Source organism: Cryobacterium luteum (assembly GCF_900110125.1).
In the GTDB taxonomy this organism is placed as follows: domain Bacteria; phylum Actinomycetota; class Actinomycetes; order Actinomycetales; family Microbacteriaceae; genus Cryobacterium; species Cryobacterium luteum.
Genome location: NZ_FOCN01000002.1, coordinates 239,606 through 254,513 on the forward strand (window position 1 = coordinate 239,606; position 14,908 = coordinate 254,513).

General features: G+C 63.5%; 20 protein-coding genes. 19 read left to right on the forward strand and 1 reads right to left on the reverse strand.

The window, feature by feature from the left end; translation table 11 throughout:
• Window positions 1-199: 199 nt before the first annotated feature.
• The 9 genes from rpsH (at window position 200) to map (ending at window position 5,954) form a co-directional block, all read left to right on the forward strand.
• On the forward strand, window positions 200-598 hold the full coding sequence (rpsH, locus tag BMW72_RS03360) for a 30S ribosomal protein S8 (RefSeq protein ID WP_092107248.1): 399 nt from the start codon (window positions 200-202) through the stop codon (window positions 596-598).
• A gap of 6 nt (window positions 599-604) precedes the next feature.
• The gene (gene rplF / locus BMW72_RS03365) at window positions 605-1,141 is read left to right on the forward strand and encodes a 50S ribosomal protein L6 (RefSeq protein ID WP_092107250.1); all 537 of its coding nucleotides are present in this window, start codon (window positions 605-607) and stop codon (window positions 1,139-1,141) included.
• Between the two features lie 2 nt (window positions 1,142-1,143).
• A complete protein-coding gene (gene rplR, locus BMW72_RS03370; RefSeq protein ID WP_092107252.1) occupies window positions 1,144-1,515 on the forward strand; it encodes a 50S ribosomal protein L18 in 372 nt (123 codons plus the stop codon).
• Window positions 1,512-2,219 carry a 30S ribosomal protein S5 gene (gene rpsE / locus BMW72_RS03375; RefSeq protein WP_369827303.1) on the forward strand — a complete coding sequence of 236 codons (708 nt, stop codon included), beginning with the start codon at window positions 1,512-1,514 and terminating at the stop codon, window positions 2,217-2,219. Before rplR ends, rpsE begins: the two co-directional genes overlap by 4 nt.
• On the forward strand, window positions 2,219-2,401 hold the full coding sequence (gene rpmD, locus BMW72_RS03380) for a 50S ribosomal protein L30 (protein WP_066597599.1): 183 nt from the start codon (window positions 2,219-2,221) through the stop codon (window positions 2,399-2,401). Before rpsE ends, rpmD begins: the two co-directional genes overlap by 1 nt.
• Window positions 2,401-2,979, forward strand: coding sequence for a 50S ribosomal protein L15 (rplO, locus tag BMW72_RS03385; protein WP_092107254.1), 579 nt, complete (start codon window positions 2,401-2,403; stop codon window positions 2,977-2,979). The genes rpmD and rplO overlap by 1 nt, the downstream gene beginning before the upstream one ends.
• A gap of 126 nt (window positions 2,980-3,105) precedes the next feature.
• Window positions 3,106-4,428, forward strand: a complete 1,323-nt coding sequence (gene secY, locus BMW72_RS03390) for a preprotein translocase subunit SecY (RefSeq protein WP_092107607.1) — start codon at window positions 3,106-3,108, stop codon at window positions 4,426-4,428.
• The gene (locus tag BMW72_RS03395; protein ID WP_092107256.1) at window positions 4,425-5,021 is read left to right on the forward strand and encodes an adenylate kinase; all 597 of its coding nucleotides are present in this window, start codon (window positions 4,425-4,427) and stop codon (window positions 5,019-5,021) included. Before secY ends, BMW72_RS03395 begins: the two co-directional genes overlap by 4 nt.
• A 150-nt stretch (window positions 5,022-5,171) precedes the next feature.
• Window positions 5,172-5,954: a type I methionyl aminopeptidase gene (map, locus tag BMW72_RS03400; protein ID WP_092107609.1), complete on the forward strand. Its 783-nt coding sequence runs from the start codon at window positions 5,172-5,174 to the stop codon at window positions 5,952-5,954.
• On the opposite strand, the gene BMW72_RS03405 is transcribed toward map, so the two are convergent.
• Complete coding sequence (locus BMW72_RS03405) at window positions 5,955-7,895, reverse strand: BglG family transcription antiterminator (RefSeq protein WP_092107258.1); 1,941 nt, start codon at window positions 7,893-7,895, stop codon at window positions 5,955-5,957.
• A 142-nt stretch (window positions 7,896-8,037) separates the two neighbouring features.
• Here BMW72_RS03405 and BMW72_RS03410 point away from each other — a divergent pair, with 142 nt between their 5' ends.
• The 10 genes from BMW72_RS03410 (at window position 8,038) to rplQ (ending at window position 14,860) form a co-directional block, all read left to right on the forward strand.
• Window positions 8,038-8,406 (forward strand): PTS sugar transporter subunit IIB, encoded by a 369-nt coding sequence (locus tag BMW72_RS03410; protein ID WP_092107260.1) that lies wholly within the window; start codon window positions 8,038-8,040, stop codon window positions 8,404-8,406.
• The gene (locus tag BMW72_RS03415) at window positions 8,403-9,974 is read left to right on the forward strand and encodes a PTS mannitol transporter subunit IIBC (protein ID WP_092107262.1); all 1,572 of its coding nucleotides are present in this window, start codon (window positions 8,403-8,405) and stop codon (window positions 9,972-9,974) included. Before BMW72_RS03410 ends, BMW72_RS03415 begins: the two co-directional genes overlap by 4 nt.
• Window positions 9,971-10,411 (forward strand): PTS mannitol transporter subunit IIA, encoded by a 441-nt coding sequence (locus BMW72_RS03420; RefSeq protein WP_092107264.1) that lies wholly within the window; start codon window positions 9,971-9,973, stop codon window positions 10,409-10,411. The genes BMW72_RS03415 and BMW72_RS03420 overlap by 4 nt, the downstream gene beginning before the upstream one ends.
• On the forward strand, window positions 10,408-11,562 hold the full coding sequence (locus BMW72_RS03425; RefSeq protein ID WP_092107266.1) for a mannitol-1-phosphate 5-dehydrogenase: 1,155 nt from the start codon (window positions 10,408-10,410) through the stop codon (window positions 11,560-11,562). Before BMW72_RS03420 ends, BMW72_RS03425 begins: the two co-directional genes overlap by 4 nt.
• A 215-nt stretch (window positions 11,563-11,777) precedes the next feature.
• A complete protein-coding gene (infA, locus tag BMW72_RS03430) occupies window positions 11,778-11,999 on the forward strand; it encodes a translation initiation factor IF-1 (protein ID WP_035834638.1) in 222 nt (73 codons plus the stop codon).
• 66 nt (window positions 12,000-12,065) lie between these two features.
• Window positions 12,066-12,179, forward strand: coding sequence for a 50S ribosomal protein L36 (gene rpmJ / locus BMW72_RS03435; protein ID WP_035834639.1), 114 nt, complete (start codon window positions 12,066-12,068; stop codon window positions 12,177-12,179).
• 166 nt (window positions 12,180-12,345) lie between these two features.
• On the forward strand, window positions 12,346-12,720 hold the full coding sequence (gene rpsM / locus BMW72_RS03440; RefSeq protein ID WP_092107268.1) for a 30S ribosomal protein S13: 375 nt from the start codon (window positions 12,346-12,348) through the stop codon (window positions 12,718-12,720).
• Window positions 12,721-12,766: 46 nt separating this feature from the next.
• Window positions 12,767-13,165: a 30S ribosomal protein S11 gene (rpsK, locus tag BMW72_RS03445; RefSeq protein WP_092107270.1), complete on the forward strand. Its 399-nt coding sequence runs from the start codon at window positions 12,767-12,769 to the stop codon at window positions 13,163-13,165.
• Between the two features lie 127 nt (window positions 13,166-13,292).
• Window positions 13,293-14,282, forward strand: a complete 990-nt coding sequence (locus tag BMW72_RS03450) for a DNA-directed RNA polymerase subunit alpha (RefSeq protein WP_092107272.1) — start codon at window positions 13,293-13,295, stop codon at window positions 14,280-14,282.
• A gap of 50 nt (window positions 14,283-14,332) precedes the next feature.
• On the forward strand, window positions 14,333-14,860 hold the full coding sequence (rplQ, locus tag BMW72_RS03455; RefSeq protein ID WP_092107274.1) for a 50S ribosomal protein L17: 528 nt from the start codon (window positions 14,333-14,335) through the stop codon (window positions 14,858-14,860).
• The last annotated feature ends 48 nt before the right edge of the window (window positions 14,861-14,908 follow it).

Here is a 14,908-nt window from a genome sequence, read left to right on the forward strand (position 1 = left end):
ACTACGCAGGAACATTTTCAACTAGAGTTGGGAGCTTGCGCTTGCAGGCTCCCAGCCCCGGTTGGACTCGCTCGCCGAGAAATCGCGGGCGCACAGAGATTTTCACCCCGGAAGCCGATCAACCGATCGGTTTCCTCACCACCACAGGTCGTCATTCGTGTAACGGATGGGCGAAACCAGGCGAGAAAGGCACCACAAAATGACAATGACAGATCCGGTCGCAGACATGCTGACCAGACTGCGCAACGCGAACTCGGCGTACCACGACACCGTGTCGATGCCGCATAGCAAATTGAAAGCGCACATCGCTGACATCCTCAAGGCTCAGGGTTACATCTCCGCCTGGACCGTCAAAGATGCAACAGTAGGCAAGACCCTCACGCTGGACCTCAAGTTCGGTCCGAACCGTGAGCGTTCCATCGTAGGCATCAAGCGGGTCTCCAAGCCCGGCCTGCGCGTGTACGCAAAGTCGACCGAGATCCCCACGGTTCTCGGCGGCCTCGGCGTTGCCATCCTGTCCACCTCCAGCGGTCTGCTCACCGACCGCCAGGCTGAGAAGAAGGGCGTAGGCGGAGAAGTTCTCGCCTACGTGTGGTAACTGAGAATGTCACGTATTGGAAGACTCCCCATCCCGATCCCTGCTGGGGTAACGGTTGTGGCTGACGGCCAGGCCGTCTCCGTCAAGGGCCCGAAGGGCGAGCTCTCGCTCGTCGTTTCCAACCCCATCTCGGTGTCGATCGAGGACGGTCACGTTCTCGTCACCCGTCCGAACGACGAACGCCAGTCGCGTTCGCTGCACGGTCTGACCCGCACCCTGATCAACAACCAGATCATCGGCGTAACCGTTGGTTACTCCAAGGGTCTTGAAATCGTCGGTACCGGTTACCGCGCGGCGCAGAAGGGCACCTCCGTTGAGTTCGCCCTCGGCTTCTCGCACCCGGTCGTCGTCGAGCCGCCCGTCGGCATCGTTCTGACCGTGGAGAGCGTCAACAAGCTCACGGTCAGCGGAATCGACAAGCAGGCCGTCGGCGAGGTTGCCGCCAACATCCGTAAGATTCGCAAGCCAGAGCCCTACAAGGGCAAGGGTGTGCGTTACGCCGGCGAGATTGTTCGCCGCAAGGCCGGAAAGAGCGGTAAGTAACCATGGGACTCGGAACTAGAGGCAAGAGCAAGGCCGCAGCCCGCGGACGTCGACACACACGTCTTCGCAAGAAGATCGAGGGAACGGCGCTTCGCCCGCGCCTCGTTGTCACGCGCTCGGCTCGCCACGTATTCGTGCAGGTCGTCGACGACAGCAAGGGTTTCACCCTTGCGTCGGCATCCACGCTCGAAACGGACTTGCGCACCTTCGATGGTGACAAGACCGCCAAGGCCCGCAAGGTCGGTGAGCTTGTTGCTGAGCGTGCGAAAGCCGCCGGCATCGAAGCCGTTGTATTTGACCGTGGTGGCAGCAAGTACGCAGGACGCGTCGCAGCCATCGCCGAGGGAGCTCGAGAGGGTGGATTGAACCTGTGAGCACTGAAAAGATCGAAACCACAGCACCTGTTGCTGCCGTTGCCGAGGCACCGGTTGAAACCGCTGCCTCCACGACCCCGCCGCAGAACGAGCCCCGCGAGGCTCGTCGTGGTGGACGTGAGCGCAACCCGAACAAGGACCGCGGAAGCCGCGATGCCGACAAGAGCCAGTTCCTGGAGCGCGTCGTCACCATCAACCGCGTGTCGAAGGTCGTCAAGGGTGGTCGTCGCTTCAGCTTCACCGCTCTCGTCGTCGTCGGCGACGGTAACGGCCTGGTTGGCGTTGGATACGGTAAGGCCCGTGAGGTCCCGACCGCTATCTCCAAGGGCGTTGAAGAAGCGAAGAAGAACTTCTTCCGCGTTCCTCGCGTCGGACTGACCATCCCGCACCCCGTGCAGGGTGAAGCTGCAGCCGGTGTCGTTCTGCTTCGTCCGGCAGCAGCAGGTACCGGCGTTATCGCCGGTGGCCCGGTGCGCGCCGTACTCGAATGCGCTGGCATCCACGACGTGCTGAGCAAGTCGCTCGGTTCGTCGAACACCATCAACATCGTGCACGCCACGGTCGAGGCCCTGCACCAGCTCGAAGAGCCGCGTGCGGTTGCGGCTCGCCGTGGCCTCGCCTACGAAGACGTCGCTCCGGCCCGTTTTCTTCGTGCCGACGCTGCTGCAGCTGCAGCGGCCGCAACCGCGAAGGCAGGTGCCTGATGGCCCAGCTGAAGATCACACAGATCAAGTCCAAAATTAGTGAGAAGCAGAACCAGCGCGACACTCTTCGCAGCCTGGGTCTGCGACGCATTGGCGCCGTCACGATCCGCGAGGACAACTCGCAGAACCGTGGCTACGTCAACACCGTCGCTCACCTCGTAAAGGTCGAGGAGATTGACTAATGGCTGACGAGAAGGAAGCTACCCAGGTAGCGGACAAGCCCGCCACGAAGAAGGCTGCTGCCCCCAAAAAGGCCGCAGCACCGAAGAAGGCCGCTGCCCCTGAAAAGGCCGCTGTTGCAGCAGAGCCCACCGAGCCCCGCGAGCACGTGCTGAAGGTACACCACCTTCGCCCGGCTCCCGGAGCGAAGAAGGCCCGCCAGCGCGTTGGCCGTGGTGAAGGATCCAAAGGTAAGACCGCGGGTCGAGGCACCAAGGGAACGAAGGCACGCTACACCGTGCGCGTCGGCTTCGAGGGTGGGCAGATGCCTCTGCACATGCGCACCCCGAAACTGCGTGGATTCAAGAACCCGTTCCGCGTCGAGTACCAGGTTGTCAACCTGGAAAAGCTCGAACTGCTCTACCCGAACGGCGGCGATGTCACCATTGCCAGCCTGATCGCCAAGGGTGCAGTTCGTGACAACGAAAAAGTCAAGGTTCTCGGAACCGGTGAAATTACCGTTAAGCTGAACGTGACGGTCGACAAGGTCTCTGCTTCAGCTGAGCAGAAAATTGTCGCCGCGGGTGGATCTGTAAAGTAAGTCCGTAGACGCTCAATCGAGCTTGTCGAATCCGTCAACGAGTAAATCGTTTGGTGTGATTCGACAAGCTCGATCGCTTTAAGACGACCTGTGCGGGTCGATCTGCGTAAAAATCTGGAGGCCTTTTTGTTTAGCGCCATTGCGCGGATCTTCCGCACACCCGACCTTCGCAAGAAGATCGGCTTCACCCTGGGCATCATTGCTCTGTTCCGTCTGGGCTCGTTCATTCCGGCCCCGTTCGTGGACTTCGGCAACGTGCAACTGTGTCTGGCAGCCAATCAGGGCACGAGTGGCCTCTACGAGCTCGTCAACCTCTTCAGCGGTGGCGCCCTGCTCCAGCTCAGCGTTTTCGCGCTCGGCATCATGCCGTACATCACGGCCTCGATCATCGTGCAGCTGCTGCGCGTGGTCATCCCACACTTCGACACCCTCTATAAGGAGGGTGCCGCCGGTCAGAGCACCCTGACCCAGTACACCCGGTACCTCACCATTGCCCTCGGCATCCTGCAGTCGACCACGCTGATCACGGTGGCTCGCAGCGGCGCGCTGTTCGGCACATCCGCCAGCACCGAATGCACGCAGCTGATCACCAACGACGCCTGGTACGCGATCATGCTCATGGTGATCACCATGACCGCCGGCACCGGCGTCATCATGTGGATGGGTGAGCTCGTCACCGAACGCGGCGTCGGCAACGGCATGTCGCTCATGATCTTCGTCTCGATCGCCGCACTCTTCCCCGGCTCGTTGACCGCGATCGGCCAGCAGCAGGGCTTCGACACACTCATCATCGTGTTGATCGTGGGAGTTCTGGTGGTCGCCGGCGTGGTCTTCGTTGAGCAGTCGCAGCGGCGAATCCCGGTGCAGTACGCCAAACGCATGGTCGGGCGCCGTACCTACGGCGGCAACAACACCTACATACCGATCAAGGTCAACATGGCCGGCGTCATCCCGGTCATCTTCGCCTCCTCGCTGCTCTACCTGCCGGCCCTGCTCGCGCAGTTCAACCAGCCGGCCGCCGGCCAGGAAGCCCCGGCCTGGGTGGTCTGGATCTCACAGAACCTCACCGGTGGCGACCAGCCGCTCTACATGGCCATGTACTTCCTGCTCATCATCGGCTTCACCTACTTCTACGTGGCCATCACGTTCAACCCCGAAGAGGTCGCCGACAACATGAAGAAGTACGGCGGGTTCATTCCCGGCATCCGGGCCGGCCGCCCGACCGCCGAGTACCTCGACTTCGTGTTGACCCGCATCACCCTGCCGGGCTCGATCTACCTGGGCCTGATCGCGCTCATCCCGCTCATCGCTTTCTCGTTGATCGGCGCCGACCAGAACTTCCCGTTCGGCGGCGCGAGCATTCTCATCGTCGTCGGGGTGGGGCTCGAGACGGTCAAGCAGATCGACTCGCAACTGCAACAGCGACACTATGAGGGGCTTCTTAAATGACGCGCTTACTACTGATCGGCCCGCCCGGCGCGGGCAAGGGCACCCAAGCCGAGCGTCTCGCTCTCGCCTTCAACGTTCCGGCCATTTCCACCGGCGACATCTTTCGGTACAACGTGACCAACAACACCCCGCTGGGGCTGGAGGTCAAATCGTTCATGGATGCCGGCGCCTACGTTCCCGACAGCCTCACCAACGCGATCGTCGCCGACCGACTGAAAGAAGCGGATGCCGCCAGCGGCTTTCTGCTCGACGGCTACCCGCGCACGACCGACCAGGTTGCTGAGCTGGACCGTCTCCTTGTCGCCGAGGGCACCCAGCTCGACGTGGTCGTGCTGATCACCGCCGACACCGACGAGGTCGTCGCGCGTCTGCTCAAGCGGGCTGCCGAGCAGGGCCGTGCGGATGACACGGCCGAGGTCATCCGGCACCGTCTCGACGTCTACGCCGAGCAGACCGCCCCGCTCATCGATGTCTACAGCACCCGCGGCGTCGTCGTCACCATCGACGGCCTCGGCGCCGTTGAAGCGGTCACCGACCGCATTCTCGCCGCGCTGGCCGAACGTGGCCTTCGCGCCAGCACCACCACGCTTTAAACCGCTCCACCCTTCGGGCCGGGCCTCACGGCTCGGCCCATCACCATGTGAACAATCATAAAAATATCGCTCCCCTCTTCGGAGCTAGTCTGTGGGAAACCAGTGAGTCTTCGACGTTCCATCTACAAGAACCCGGCCCAGCTTCGCCTCATGGTGGCACCGGGCCTGGCGACCGCGGCATCACTCGTGGCTGCCCGCTCGGCCATGGTCATCGGCGCGACGACCCTCGACCTCGACGCCGCGGCTGAGGCCGCCATCGTCGCGCTCGGCGGCAAGCCCAACTTCAAACTCGAAGAGGGCTACCATCACACCGTGTGCGCGTCGGTCAACGACGACGTCGTGCACGGCATCCCCTCCGATCGCCGCCTCGGTGCCGGAGACATCGTCTCGATCGACAGTGGAGCGATCATCGAGGGCTGGAACGGTGATGCCGCGTTCAGCTACGTGATTCCCGACGCAAGCCGGCCTGAGCTCGTCGCCGAACGCCAGAAACTGTCCGATGTGACCGAACAGTCACTGTGGCACGGCATTGCCCGCCTGCACACCGCCCGTCACCTCAATGAGGTCGGCGAAGCCATCGAAGACTACGTCGAATCTCAGGGCACCTACGGAATCCTCACCGACTATGTCGGTCACGGTATCGGCCGCTCCATGCACGAGGCTCCGCCGGTGTTCAATTACCGTGTGCGTCAGAAGGGCCCCGACGTGAAGCCCGGCCTGGTCGTCGCCATCGAGCCAATGATTGTGCTCGGTTCCATCGACACGTACACCCGCGACGATGACTGGACCGTCGCCACAAGCGACGGTAAGGCCGCCGCGCACTGGGAACACAGCGTTGCGGTGCACAAGGACGGCATCTGGGTGCTCACCGCTGAGGACGGCGGAGCCGCGGGGCTGGCCCAGTTCGGCATCGTGCCCGTTCCCATCCCGTAACTACTGATCCATCAGATGCACGAGCTCGTCGATGAAGCTCGCGAAGTCGGGGGACCGGTGTACCAGCCGCTGCACGTCTTTGCGATCGGCGAACACCTCGACGAACTGGTCGAACACCACTTGGAATGACGAGCGTCCGGCGGCGCTGAACGCGATCATCGCGACGACCGTGACCCGGTTCTCACCCCAGTCCATCGGCACGTCGTTCAGCACGATCGCGATGGACGTGCGCAGAGCGGTCATCTCCATAGCGTGGGGCACCGCGAGATTGTCGGTGAACGCGGTCGACGACATCCGTTCACGGGCGAGGGCGCCGTCGACGTAGGCCTGGGTGATGATGCCGTGCTCGCGCATCCGCTCGCCGAGGGCGCGAATCATGGCCGCGGCGTCGCCGGGATAGAAGTTGCGCAGAAACAGACCCGCGTCGAAGAAGCGCAGCAATTCGTCTTTGATCAGGGTAAGGCGTCCGCTGCGGCGCATCCGGCTGACGAACTGGCGAATGTTGCTCACGTCGACCTCGGTTAGGAACGGATGGATCACGAGCGCCCCGTCGACTGGACGGGGCGGCTCGATCGTGGTCAGCACGAGCGGTGCATCGAGCCGTTCCCAGTCCACGTCAGCGCGCGTGATGACGCCGACGACGTCGAGGTCGGTGCCAAGCGTGCCCTCGATACGGCCCCGCAGTACCGCCTGCAGATCGTAGTAATTCGGGCAGACCAGCACCGTGCGCACCGGCTGCTCCTGCCGTTGCTGCTGCTCGAGGTGGGCGCCGACGTGCATCGCGATGTAGGCGATCTCGTCGTCGTTGATCAGGATCTGCTCGTGCCGCTGCAGTTCGCTCGCGATGTAGACAGCGAGTTCATAGGTCATCGGATACGACGTCTTCATCGAGCGCGCGAGCGGGTTGCGCGAGAACGAACTCTGTCCGGCCCGGTCGATGAGGTTGCGCACGTGCAGGGTGAGGCGGGCGATGAAATCCTCGTCGGTCAGATCGACGAGATACTCAGCGCTGGCCCTGGCCACGATGCGGCGCACGACCGCGAGATCCTCAGGGCGTGCGAAAGCGGATGCCGTCGCGCGCGCCGGCAGGTCGTGTCCCGGCGCGAGCACCCGGGTGCGCAGAAGTACGGCGAGGTAGTCGAGCTCGGCCGCCTCGAGCGCAACGTCGAAGTGCGTGGTGATGAGGCCGGCCAGGGTCCTCGCCAGTTCCTGCCGAGCGCCGGCCGGCGGGGGACCGGCCGGCGGGGTCGGGGACGCTGCAGGCCTCAGTTTGCGGGCCCGGTCGACGGCGATGGCGAGGTGCAGCAGCACACCGTCAGTGCCGAACTCGTTGATGAAATAGCCCGAGGTGGCGAGGTGGGCGAGCAGGTCGGTTTTGAAGGCGCCCAGTTGATGGGAGTCGAACTCGCGCGAGATCGCGGCAAGCTCGAGGACCCCCCGCTTGCTCTCCTCCCGGAACATGCGCCCGAGCAACCGCCGACGATCAGTCTCCGAGCCAGCCAGCCCCACGATGCTGCCGTGCCGGGTCACCTCCAATCCCGACCCGGGCAACAGCGCGCGCAGCCGCACCAGGTCGGCCTCAATGGTGGAGTCACTCACGAACAGGTCCGCAGCCAGGGCGTAGAGGTCGAGCCCGCCGGTGCCTTCGAAACCCATGCTGTCGGTGAGTCGCCGCACGAGCTGGTACACCCGGTTCTGCGGTGAATCCGTCGTCTCCGGGGGCGGAGTCTGCGCGAACGTGGCGTACGCGGTGCGGTTCAGACGGTATCCGAACGGTCCGGACTCGATCACGGCGAGCGGATGCGCCGCCGCCTTCACGTTGGTGACGTAACTGCGCACACTGCGCCGCGTGACCCCGAGCGCATCGGCGAGTTCACCGGCTGTGACCCAGGCAGGCGTGCGCACCAGGTAATCCAGCATTCTCGCCTGCTTGTCGGCCATGATCGCACCCCGTGTCCGTCTGTTCCGCGACCATTGTGCCCACCATTCGGGCCCCAGGGGCCCTTTCCGGGGGTGCGGAAATTCTGATCTTGGAGTAATTCTCAACAATTTGACAGGATCGCAAGCGTCGGAAGGCGAATCGATGAAGATTCTGGTGGTGTGCGGAGCTGGTGCGTCGAGCACGTTCGTGGCGCTTCGCCTGCGACGCAGCGCCACCCTGCGCGGCCTCACCGCCTCGGTGACCGCCATCACCGAAGCGGACCTGCTCGTGCGCCTCGCCGCCGCCGTCGCCCACACCCCGGTCGATGTCGTACTGGTCGGCCCGCACCTCGCGCCCGCCTTTCCGGCCATCGCTCAGCAATGCGCCGAACACGGAGCGCTGGCTCGACTCCTGCCCACCACGATCTTCACCGACCGAGACGGTGAGACCGCACTCGACCTGATCCTCGCGGCGATGGGCCAACCCGAACAACCCAGCCAGACAACAACGACAAGAGAGGTCTTGAAATGACGACGACATCAGCCGACCCGCAGCGCCCAGGTACACGCGTGCACGTGCAGCGCTTCGGCACCTTTTTGAGCGGCATGGTCATGCCGAACATCCCCGCGTTCATTGCCTGGGGACTCATCACCGCCCTGTTCATCTCGACCGGCTGGCTGCCCAACGGCATCCTCGGCGGTTTCGGTGATGCCGACGCCATCGGCTGGCAGGGCGCCGCCACCGCACTGGCCGCCAACGAAGACGGCTCGACCTTCCCGCAATATGTCGGCCTGGTCGGCCCGATGATCACCTACCTGCTGCCCCTGCTGATCGCCAACACCGGCGGTCGCATGGTCTACGACACCCGCGGCGGCGTCATCGCCACGATCGCCACTATGGGTGTCATCGTCGGTAGCCAGATCCCGATGTTCATCGGCGCCATGATCGTCGGCCCGCTCGCCGCCTGGCTGCTCAAAAAGGTCGACTCCATCTGGGACGGCAAGATCAAGCCCGGCTTCGAGATGCTCATCGACAACTTCTCGGCCGGCATTCTCGGCGCGCTGCTCGCGATCGGGGCCTTCTTCGGAATCGCGCCGGTGGTGACCTGGCTGAGCAGCATGCTCGAGGCCGGGGTGGACTGGCTGATCAACGCCGGCCTGCTGCCGCTCGCGAGCATCCTGATCGAACCGGGCAAGGTGCTGTTCCTCAACAACGCCATCAATCACGGCGTGCTCACCCCGCTCGGGGTGCAGCAGGTCGAAGAGAGCGGCAAGTCGCTGCTGTTTCTGCTCGAGGCCAACCCCGGCCCCGGCCTCGGCATTCTGCTGGCGTACACGTTCTTCGGACTCGGCATCGCCAAGGCGAGCGCCCCCGGCGCCATCATCATCCAGTTCCTCGGCGGCATTCACGAGATCTATTTCCCCTACGTGCTGATGAAGCCCCTCCTCATCCTCGCTGCGATCGGCGGCGGCATGACCGGCGTCGCCGTCAACGTGGCGTTCCAGACCGGGCTGCGTGCTCCAGCCTCACCCGGCAGTATCTTCGCGGTGCTGTTCCAGACCGCCCCCGACAGCTATTTCGGGGTGATTCTCTCGGTGGCCGCCGCCGCCGGGGTGTCGTTCCTGATCGCGGCCGTCATTCTGCGGGCCAGCCGCAAGCGTGACCTCGCGGCCGGCAGCACCGGCGACCTCGGTGCCGCCGTCGCGCAAACCGAGGCCTACAAGGGCAAGTCCAGTTCGGTGCTCGGCGGTCTCGCCGGCCAAGCGGATGCCGCCCCCGCGCCGGTCGGTGCCGGTCGCCCGCTGCACAACATCGTGTTCGCCTGCGATGCCGGTATGGGGTCGAGCGCCATGGGCGCCTCCGTGCTGCGCAACAAGATGAAGAAGGCCGGCATCGAGGGCGTCACCGTCGTGAACAAGTCCATCGCCAACCTCGACGGGTCCGCCGACCTGGTCATCACCCACCAGGACCTCACCGACCGGGCACGGAGCAAGTCACCCAACTCGGTGCACGTCTCGGTCGAGAACTTCATGAACAGCCCCCGGTATGACGAGGTGGTCGAGCTGATCAAGTCGAACGACAACGAGGTGACCCGGTGACGCAGAACATCCTCGCGCGCAGCAACGTGGTGGCCGAAGGCACGGCCACCACCAGGGACGAGGCCATTCGCGAAGCCGGAGCCCTGCTGGTGGACTCCGGCGCGGTGCGGCCCGACTACATCGACTCCATGTTCGAGCGGGAAGCCTCGGTCAGCACCTACATGGGCAATCTCCTCGCTATTCCGCACGGCACGAACGAGGCCAAGGAGTCGATCCTGCGCTCCTCGCTCTCGCTCGTGCGTTACCCGCAGCCGATCGACTGGAACGGCAAACCGGTGCGGTTCGCCGTCGGCATCGCCGGACTGAACAACGAACACCTCGAGATTCTCTCCAAGGTTGCCATCGTGTTCTCCGACACCGACGAGGTGCAGAAGCTCCTCGACGCCGGGTCGGCCGACGAGATCTTTCAGCTGCTCGAGGAGGTCAACGAAGCATGAAAGCCATCCACTTCGGCGCGGGCAATATCGGGCGGGGATTCGTGGGACTGCTGCTGCACGAGGCCGGCTACGAGGTTGTCTTCGCCGACGTGAACGCGGCGTTGATCGACGCGCTGCAGTCGGCCCCGAGCTACCGGGTGTTCGAGGTCGGCGGCGAGTCGAGCGTGCACGTCGTCGACAGCTTTCGGGCGATCAACAGCGACACGCAATCCGACCAACTCGCCACTGAGATCGCCACGGCCGATATCGTCACCACTGCGGTCGGACCGAATATTCTCAAATTCATCGCTCCGGCCATCGCAGCCGGGTTGGTACGACGGCGGGCGACACTACCGCCGTTGCCGGTGATCGCCTGCGAGAACGCCATCAACGCCACCGACCGGCTGGCCGAACACGTGCTGTCCCACGTGCTTTCGGCCGACCGGGACGCCGTCACCGCCCGGGTGGTGTTCGCCAACACCGCCGTCGACCGCATCGTGCCGGGGCAATCCCCGGATGCCGGCATTGATGTGACCGTGGAGACCTTCGCCGAGTGGGTGATCGAGCGCGGCGGCTTTGCCGGCGCGGTGCCCGACATCGCCGGGGCGACCTTCGTCGACAACCTCGAGCCGTTCATCGAACGCAAGCTGTTCACCGTCAACACCGGGCATGCGACCATCGCGTACTTCGGTCACCTGGCCGGAGCGGCCACAATCAGCGAGGCGCTCGAGCTGTCGGTTGTGCGGGATGCCGCGCGCCGGGTACTCGAGGAGACCTCCGCGCTGCTCGTAGCCAAGCACGGCCTCGACTCGCACGCCCAACGGGCCTACCGGGAGAAGATCCTGACCCGGTTCGAGAACCCGGCCCTGCAGGACACCGTCGTACGGGTGGGTCGGGAGCCGATGCGTAAACTCAGCCGCTTTGAACGGTTCATCGGGCCCGCGGCGGAGCTCGCCGAGGGCGGGACCAATCCGGTCGCCCTGCTCGAAGCCATTCGCGCGGCCTTCCGGTTCGACGTCCCCGGTGATTCGCAGAGCGTCGAACTGCAGCGGATGCTGGCGGGGGAAGCCGCGCCGCGGATTACCGAGGTCGTCTGCGGGCTCGACGGGGGGCATCCGCTCTTCGAAGCGGTCACCCGCGAAATCGCCGCGGCGCAGCGGGTGCGCCACTGAACGAACCCACAGCCGCTCTCCCGGCGCCCCCGACTCCTGCGGCCAAGCCTGCTTGCGCCAAGTCGGGGGCGCTTGCGCCGGCGATTATAGGACTGAATTGCCAAAAGGCAATCTCATACCATAAGATTGATCCTTGGTGTCTGGTGTCGTCTTTCGTGGCGTGTCTGGCATCAATCCCGCATGACCAGCAATCAATACAGAGCGACAGTGAGGGTATGGCCAAAAAAGACGGTGTCATCGAAATCGAGGGCGCAGTAGTCGAAGCTCTGCCCAACGCGATGTTTCGCGTTGAGCTGTCAAACGGCCACCGAGTTCTTGCCCACATCTCGGGCAAGATGCGCCAGCACTACATCCGCATCCTCCCGGAGGACCGCGTGATCGTAGAGCTGAGCCCGTACGACCTGACCCGTGGCCGGATCGTCTACCGCTACAAGTAACGACTGCTGTAAGTAACGGCCCTCGGCATCCCGAGGGTACGAAGACAGCGAAAACAAGGAATCACCATGAAGGTCAAGCCCAGCGTCAAGAAGATCTGTGACAAGTGCAAGGTCATCCGCCGTAACGGCAACGTGATGGTCATCTGTGAGAACCCCCGTCACAAGCAGCGCCAGGGTTAAGTCTCTTTTTCTTCGAGACTGCGCTGCACAACACTGCGCTGCACAACACTGCGCTGCACAACTAAATATTGAATAGCAGTTCCGGGAGCCCGTCACGGGTGACACCATCGGTTGGAGGCCGGTGTACAGGAGCTGCTACAGACCTCCATCACTAACAGGAGACACAATGGCACGTCTAGCCGGCGTCGACATCCCGCGCGATAAGCGCGTGGAAGTTGCATTGACTTACATTTACGGTGTTGGCCGTACGAGGGCCCTCAAGACCCTCGCCGACACTGGAATCGACGGAAACATCCGCGTCAAGGATTTGAGCGACGACCAGCTCGTCCTTCTCCGCGACTACGTCGAGGGTTCCTTCAAGGTTGAGGGTGACCTCCGCCGTGAGGTTGCCGCTGACATCCGCCGCAAGGTTGAAATTGGCAGCTACGAGGGCATTCGCCACCGCAAGGGCCTGCCCGTTCGCGGTCAGCGCACCAAGACCAACGCTCGCACCCGCAAGGGCCCGAAGCGCACCGTAGCCGGCAAGAAGAAGGCGCGCTAGGCCCTCGGCCTAGCTCGCTAACGCCTTTAGGATTCAGGAGAAATTCATGGCACAACCCAAGTCGGCCGTACGGAAGCCGCGTAAGAAAGAAAAGAAGAACGTTGCTGTGGGCCAGGCCCACATCAAGAGCACCTTCAACAACACGATCGTGTCGATCACCGACACGACCGGTGCTGTCATCAGCTGGGCCTCGTCGGGCCAGGTTGGTTTCAAGGGTTCGCGCAAGTCGACTCCCTTCGCCGCACAGCTGGCCGCCGAGTCGGCCGCCCGCCAGGCGCAGGAACACGGAATGAAGAAGGTTGACGTCTTCGTCAAGGGACCCGGCTCAGGCCGCGAGACCGCGATCCGTTCACTGCAGGCCGCCGGCCTCGAGGTCGGTTCGATCAACGACGTAACCCCCCAGGCTCACAACGGATGCCGCCCGCCGAAGCGCCGCCGCGTCTAAAGCACTCGCTGTCATCTCGACGGGCTCTGTCTCGCACTGAGCCCGTCGGGACTCTTTTCTTTCACCTTTTCACTCTCTCGTCATTGCAAGTGTCATATAGCGGACACTTAGCCGAAAGGAATCAACAGTGCTTATTGCACAGCGTCCAACGCTCACCGAAGAGAACATCTCGGAGTTCCGTTCACGGTTCATCATTGAGCCCCTCGAACCCGGCTTCGGCTACACCCTCGGCAACTCGCTTCGCCGTACCCTGCTCTCCTCGATCCCGGGCGCTGCTGTAACCAGCATCCGTATCGATGGCGTGCTGCACGAGTTCAGCACCGTTCCCGGGGTGAAGGAAGATGTCACCGAGATCATCCTGAACATCAAGGGCCTCGTCGTCTCGAGCGAGCACGACGAGCCCATCACCGCGTACCTGCGCAAGCAGGGTGCCGGCCAGGTTACCGCCGCTGACATTTCGGCTCCGGCTGGCGTCGAGGTGCACAACCCGGAACTGGTCATCGCAACCCTCAACGACAAGGCGAAGTTCGAACTCGAACTGACCATTGAGCGTGGCCGTGGTTACGTGTCCAGCACCCAGAACCGCAACGAGTTCTCCGAGGCCGGCCAGATTCCGGTCGACTCGATCTACTCGCCCGTGCTCAAGGTGACCTACCGTGTCGAGGCAACTCGTGCCGGTGAGCGCACCGACTTCGACCGCCTCGTCGTTGACGTGGAGACCAAGTCGGCTATCTCGCCCCGCGACGCCATCGCATCCTCTGGTCGCACCCTGACCGAGCTGTTCGGCCTGGCCCGCGAGCTCAACACCGCCGCTGAGGGCATCGAGATCGGCCCCGCGCCGGTTGACGCCGTGCTCTCGACCGAGCTTTCGATTCCGATCGAAGACCTCGACCTGTCGGTGCGCTCGTACAACTGCCTCAAGCGCGAAGGCATCAACAACGTCAGCGAACTGGTCGCCCTCTCGGAGACCCAGCTGATGAACATCCGCAACTTCGGGCAGAAGTCGGTTGACGAAGTGAAGGACAAGCTCGTTGAGCTCGGCCTGTCCCTGAAGGATTCGGTTCCCGGATTCGACGGCGCGCACTTCTACAGCGGCTACGAAGAAGAGACCATCTAAGGCTCGCGCTTCAACGCTGCCTTTCGATTTTTTGATACTGGAGATTACCCATGCCTAAGCCCACAAAGGGCCCCCGTCTCGGTGGCGGCCCGGCGCACGAGCGCCTCATGCTTGCGAACCTGGCCGCGGCCCTGTTCACCCACAAGTCGATCAAGACGACCGAGACCCGTGCCAAGCGCCTGCGTCCGCTCGCCGAGCGCATGGTGCAGTTCGCCAAGCGCGGCGACCTGCACGCCCGTCGTCGCGTTCTCGCGACGATCACCGACAAGACCGTCGTGCACGAGTTGTTCACGGTCATCGCCCCGCAGGTCAACGAGCGTCAGGGCGGCTACACCCGCATCACCAAGCTCGGTTTCCGCAAGGGTGACAACGCCTCCATGGTGCAGATGGAGCTCGTTCTCGAGCCCCTGACCCCCAAGGTCAAGCGCTCCAAGACCGCGACCGTTGCCGCGACCCCCGTCGGGTCCGAGAACGTCGTGGTCGAAGACGTCGTCGCTGACGATGTTGTCGTCGAAGAGACCGTTGTCGCCGACGATGCAGCCGTCGACGACGCTGCAGTCGAGGCCGACAAGAAGTAGCACCACCACCGAGGGGGGAGCCAACGAGAGTTGGCTCCCCCCTTTTTG

What these genes read in the sequence shown, in the direction of transcription:
- BMW72_RS03395 (WP_092107256.1), top strand. Translation starts at nt 4,425, where the DNA reads ATGACGCGCTTACTACTGATCGGCCCGCCCGGCGCGGGCAAGGGCACC.
- map (WP_092107609.1), top strand. Translation starts at nt 5,172, where the DNA reads ATGGTGGCACCGGGCCTGGCGACCGCGGCATCACTCGTGGCTGCCCGC.
- rpmD (WP_066597599.1), top strand. Translation starts at nt 2,219, where the DNA reads ATGGCCCAGCTGAAGATCACACAGATCAAGTCCAAAATTAGTGAGAAG.
- BMW72_RS03410 (WP_092107260.1), top strand. Translation starts at nt 8,038, where the DNA reads ATGAAGATTCTGGTGGTGTGCGGAGCTGGTGCGTCGAGCACGTTCGTG.
- rplO (WP_092107254.1), top strand. Translation starts at nt 2,401, where the DNA reads ATGGCTGACGAGAAGGAAGCTACCCAGGTAGCGGACAAGCCCGCCACG.
- rpsK (WP_092107270.1), top strand. Translation starts at nt 12,767, where the DNA reads ATGGCACAACCCAAGTCGGCCGTACGGAAGCCGCGTAAGAAAGAAAAG.
- rpmJ (WP_035834639.1), top strand. Translation starts at nt 12,066, where the DNA reads ATGAAGGTCAAGCCCAGCGTCAAGAAGATCTGTGACAAGTGCAAGGTC.
- rplQ (WP_092107274.1), top strand. Translation starts at nt 14,333, where the DNA reads ATGCCTAAGCCCACAAAGGGCCCCCGTCTCGGTGGCGGCCCGGCGCAC.
- rpsM (WP_092107268.1), top strand. Translation starts at nt 12,346, where the DNA reads ATGGCACGTCTAGCCGGCGTCGACATCCCGCGCGATAAGCGCGTGGAA.
- BMW72_RS03405 (WP_092107258.1), bottom strand. Translation starts at nt 7,895, where the DNA reads ATGGCCGACAAGCAGGCGAGAATGCTGGATTACCTGGTGCGCACGCCT.
- rpsH (WP_092107248.1), top strand. Translation starts at nt 200, where the DNA reads ATGACAATGACAGATCCGGTCGCAGACATGCTGACCAGACTGCGCAAC.
- infA (WP_035834638.1), top strand. Translation starts at nt 11,778, where the DNA reads ATGGCCAAAAAAGACGGTGTCATCGAAATCGAGGGCGCAGTAGTCGAA.
- BMW72_RS03415 (WP_092107262.1), top strand. Translation starts at nt 8,403, where the DNA reads ATGACGACGACATCAGCCGACCCGCAGCGCCCAGGTACACGCGTGCAC.
- BMW72_RS03425 (WP_092107266.1), top strand. Translation starts at nt 10,408, where the DNA reads ATGAAAGCCATCCACTTCGGCGCGGGCAATATCGGGCGGGGATTCGTG.
- rplR (WP_092107252.1), top strand. Translation starts at nt 1,144, where the DNA reads ATGGGACTCGGAACTAGAGGCAAGAGCAAGGCCGCAGCCCGCGGACGT.
- rplF (WP_092107250.1), top strand. Translation starts at nt 605, where the DNA reads ATGTCACGTATTGGAAGACTCCCCATCCCGATCCCTGCTGGGGTAACG.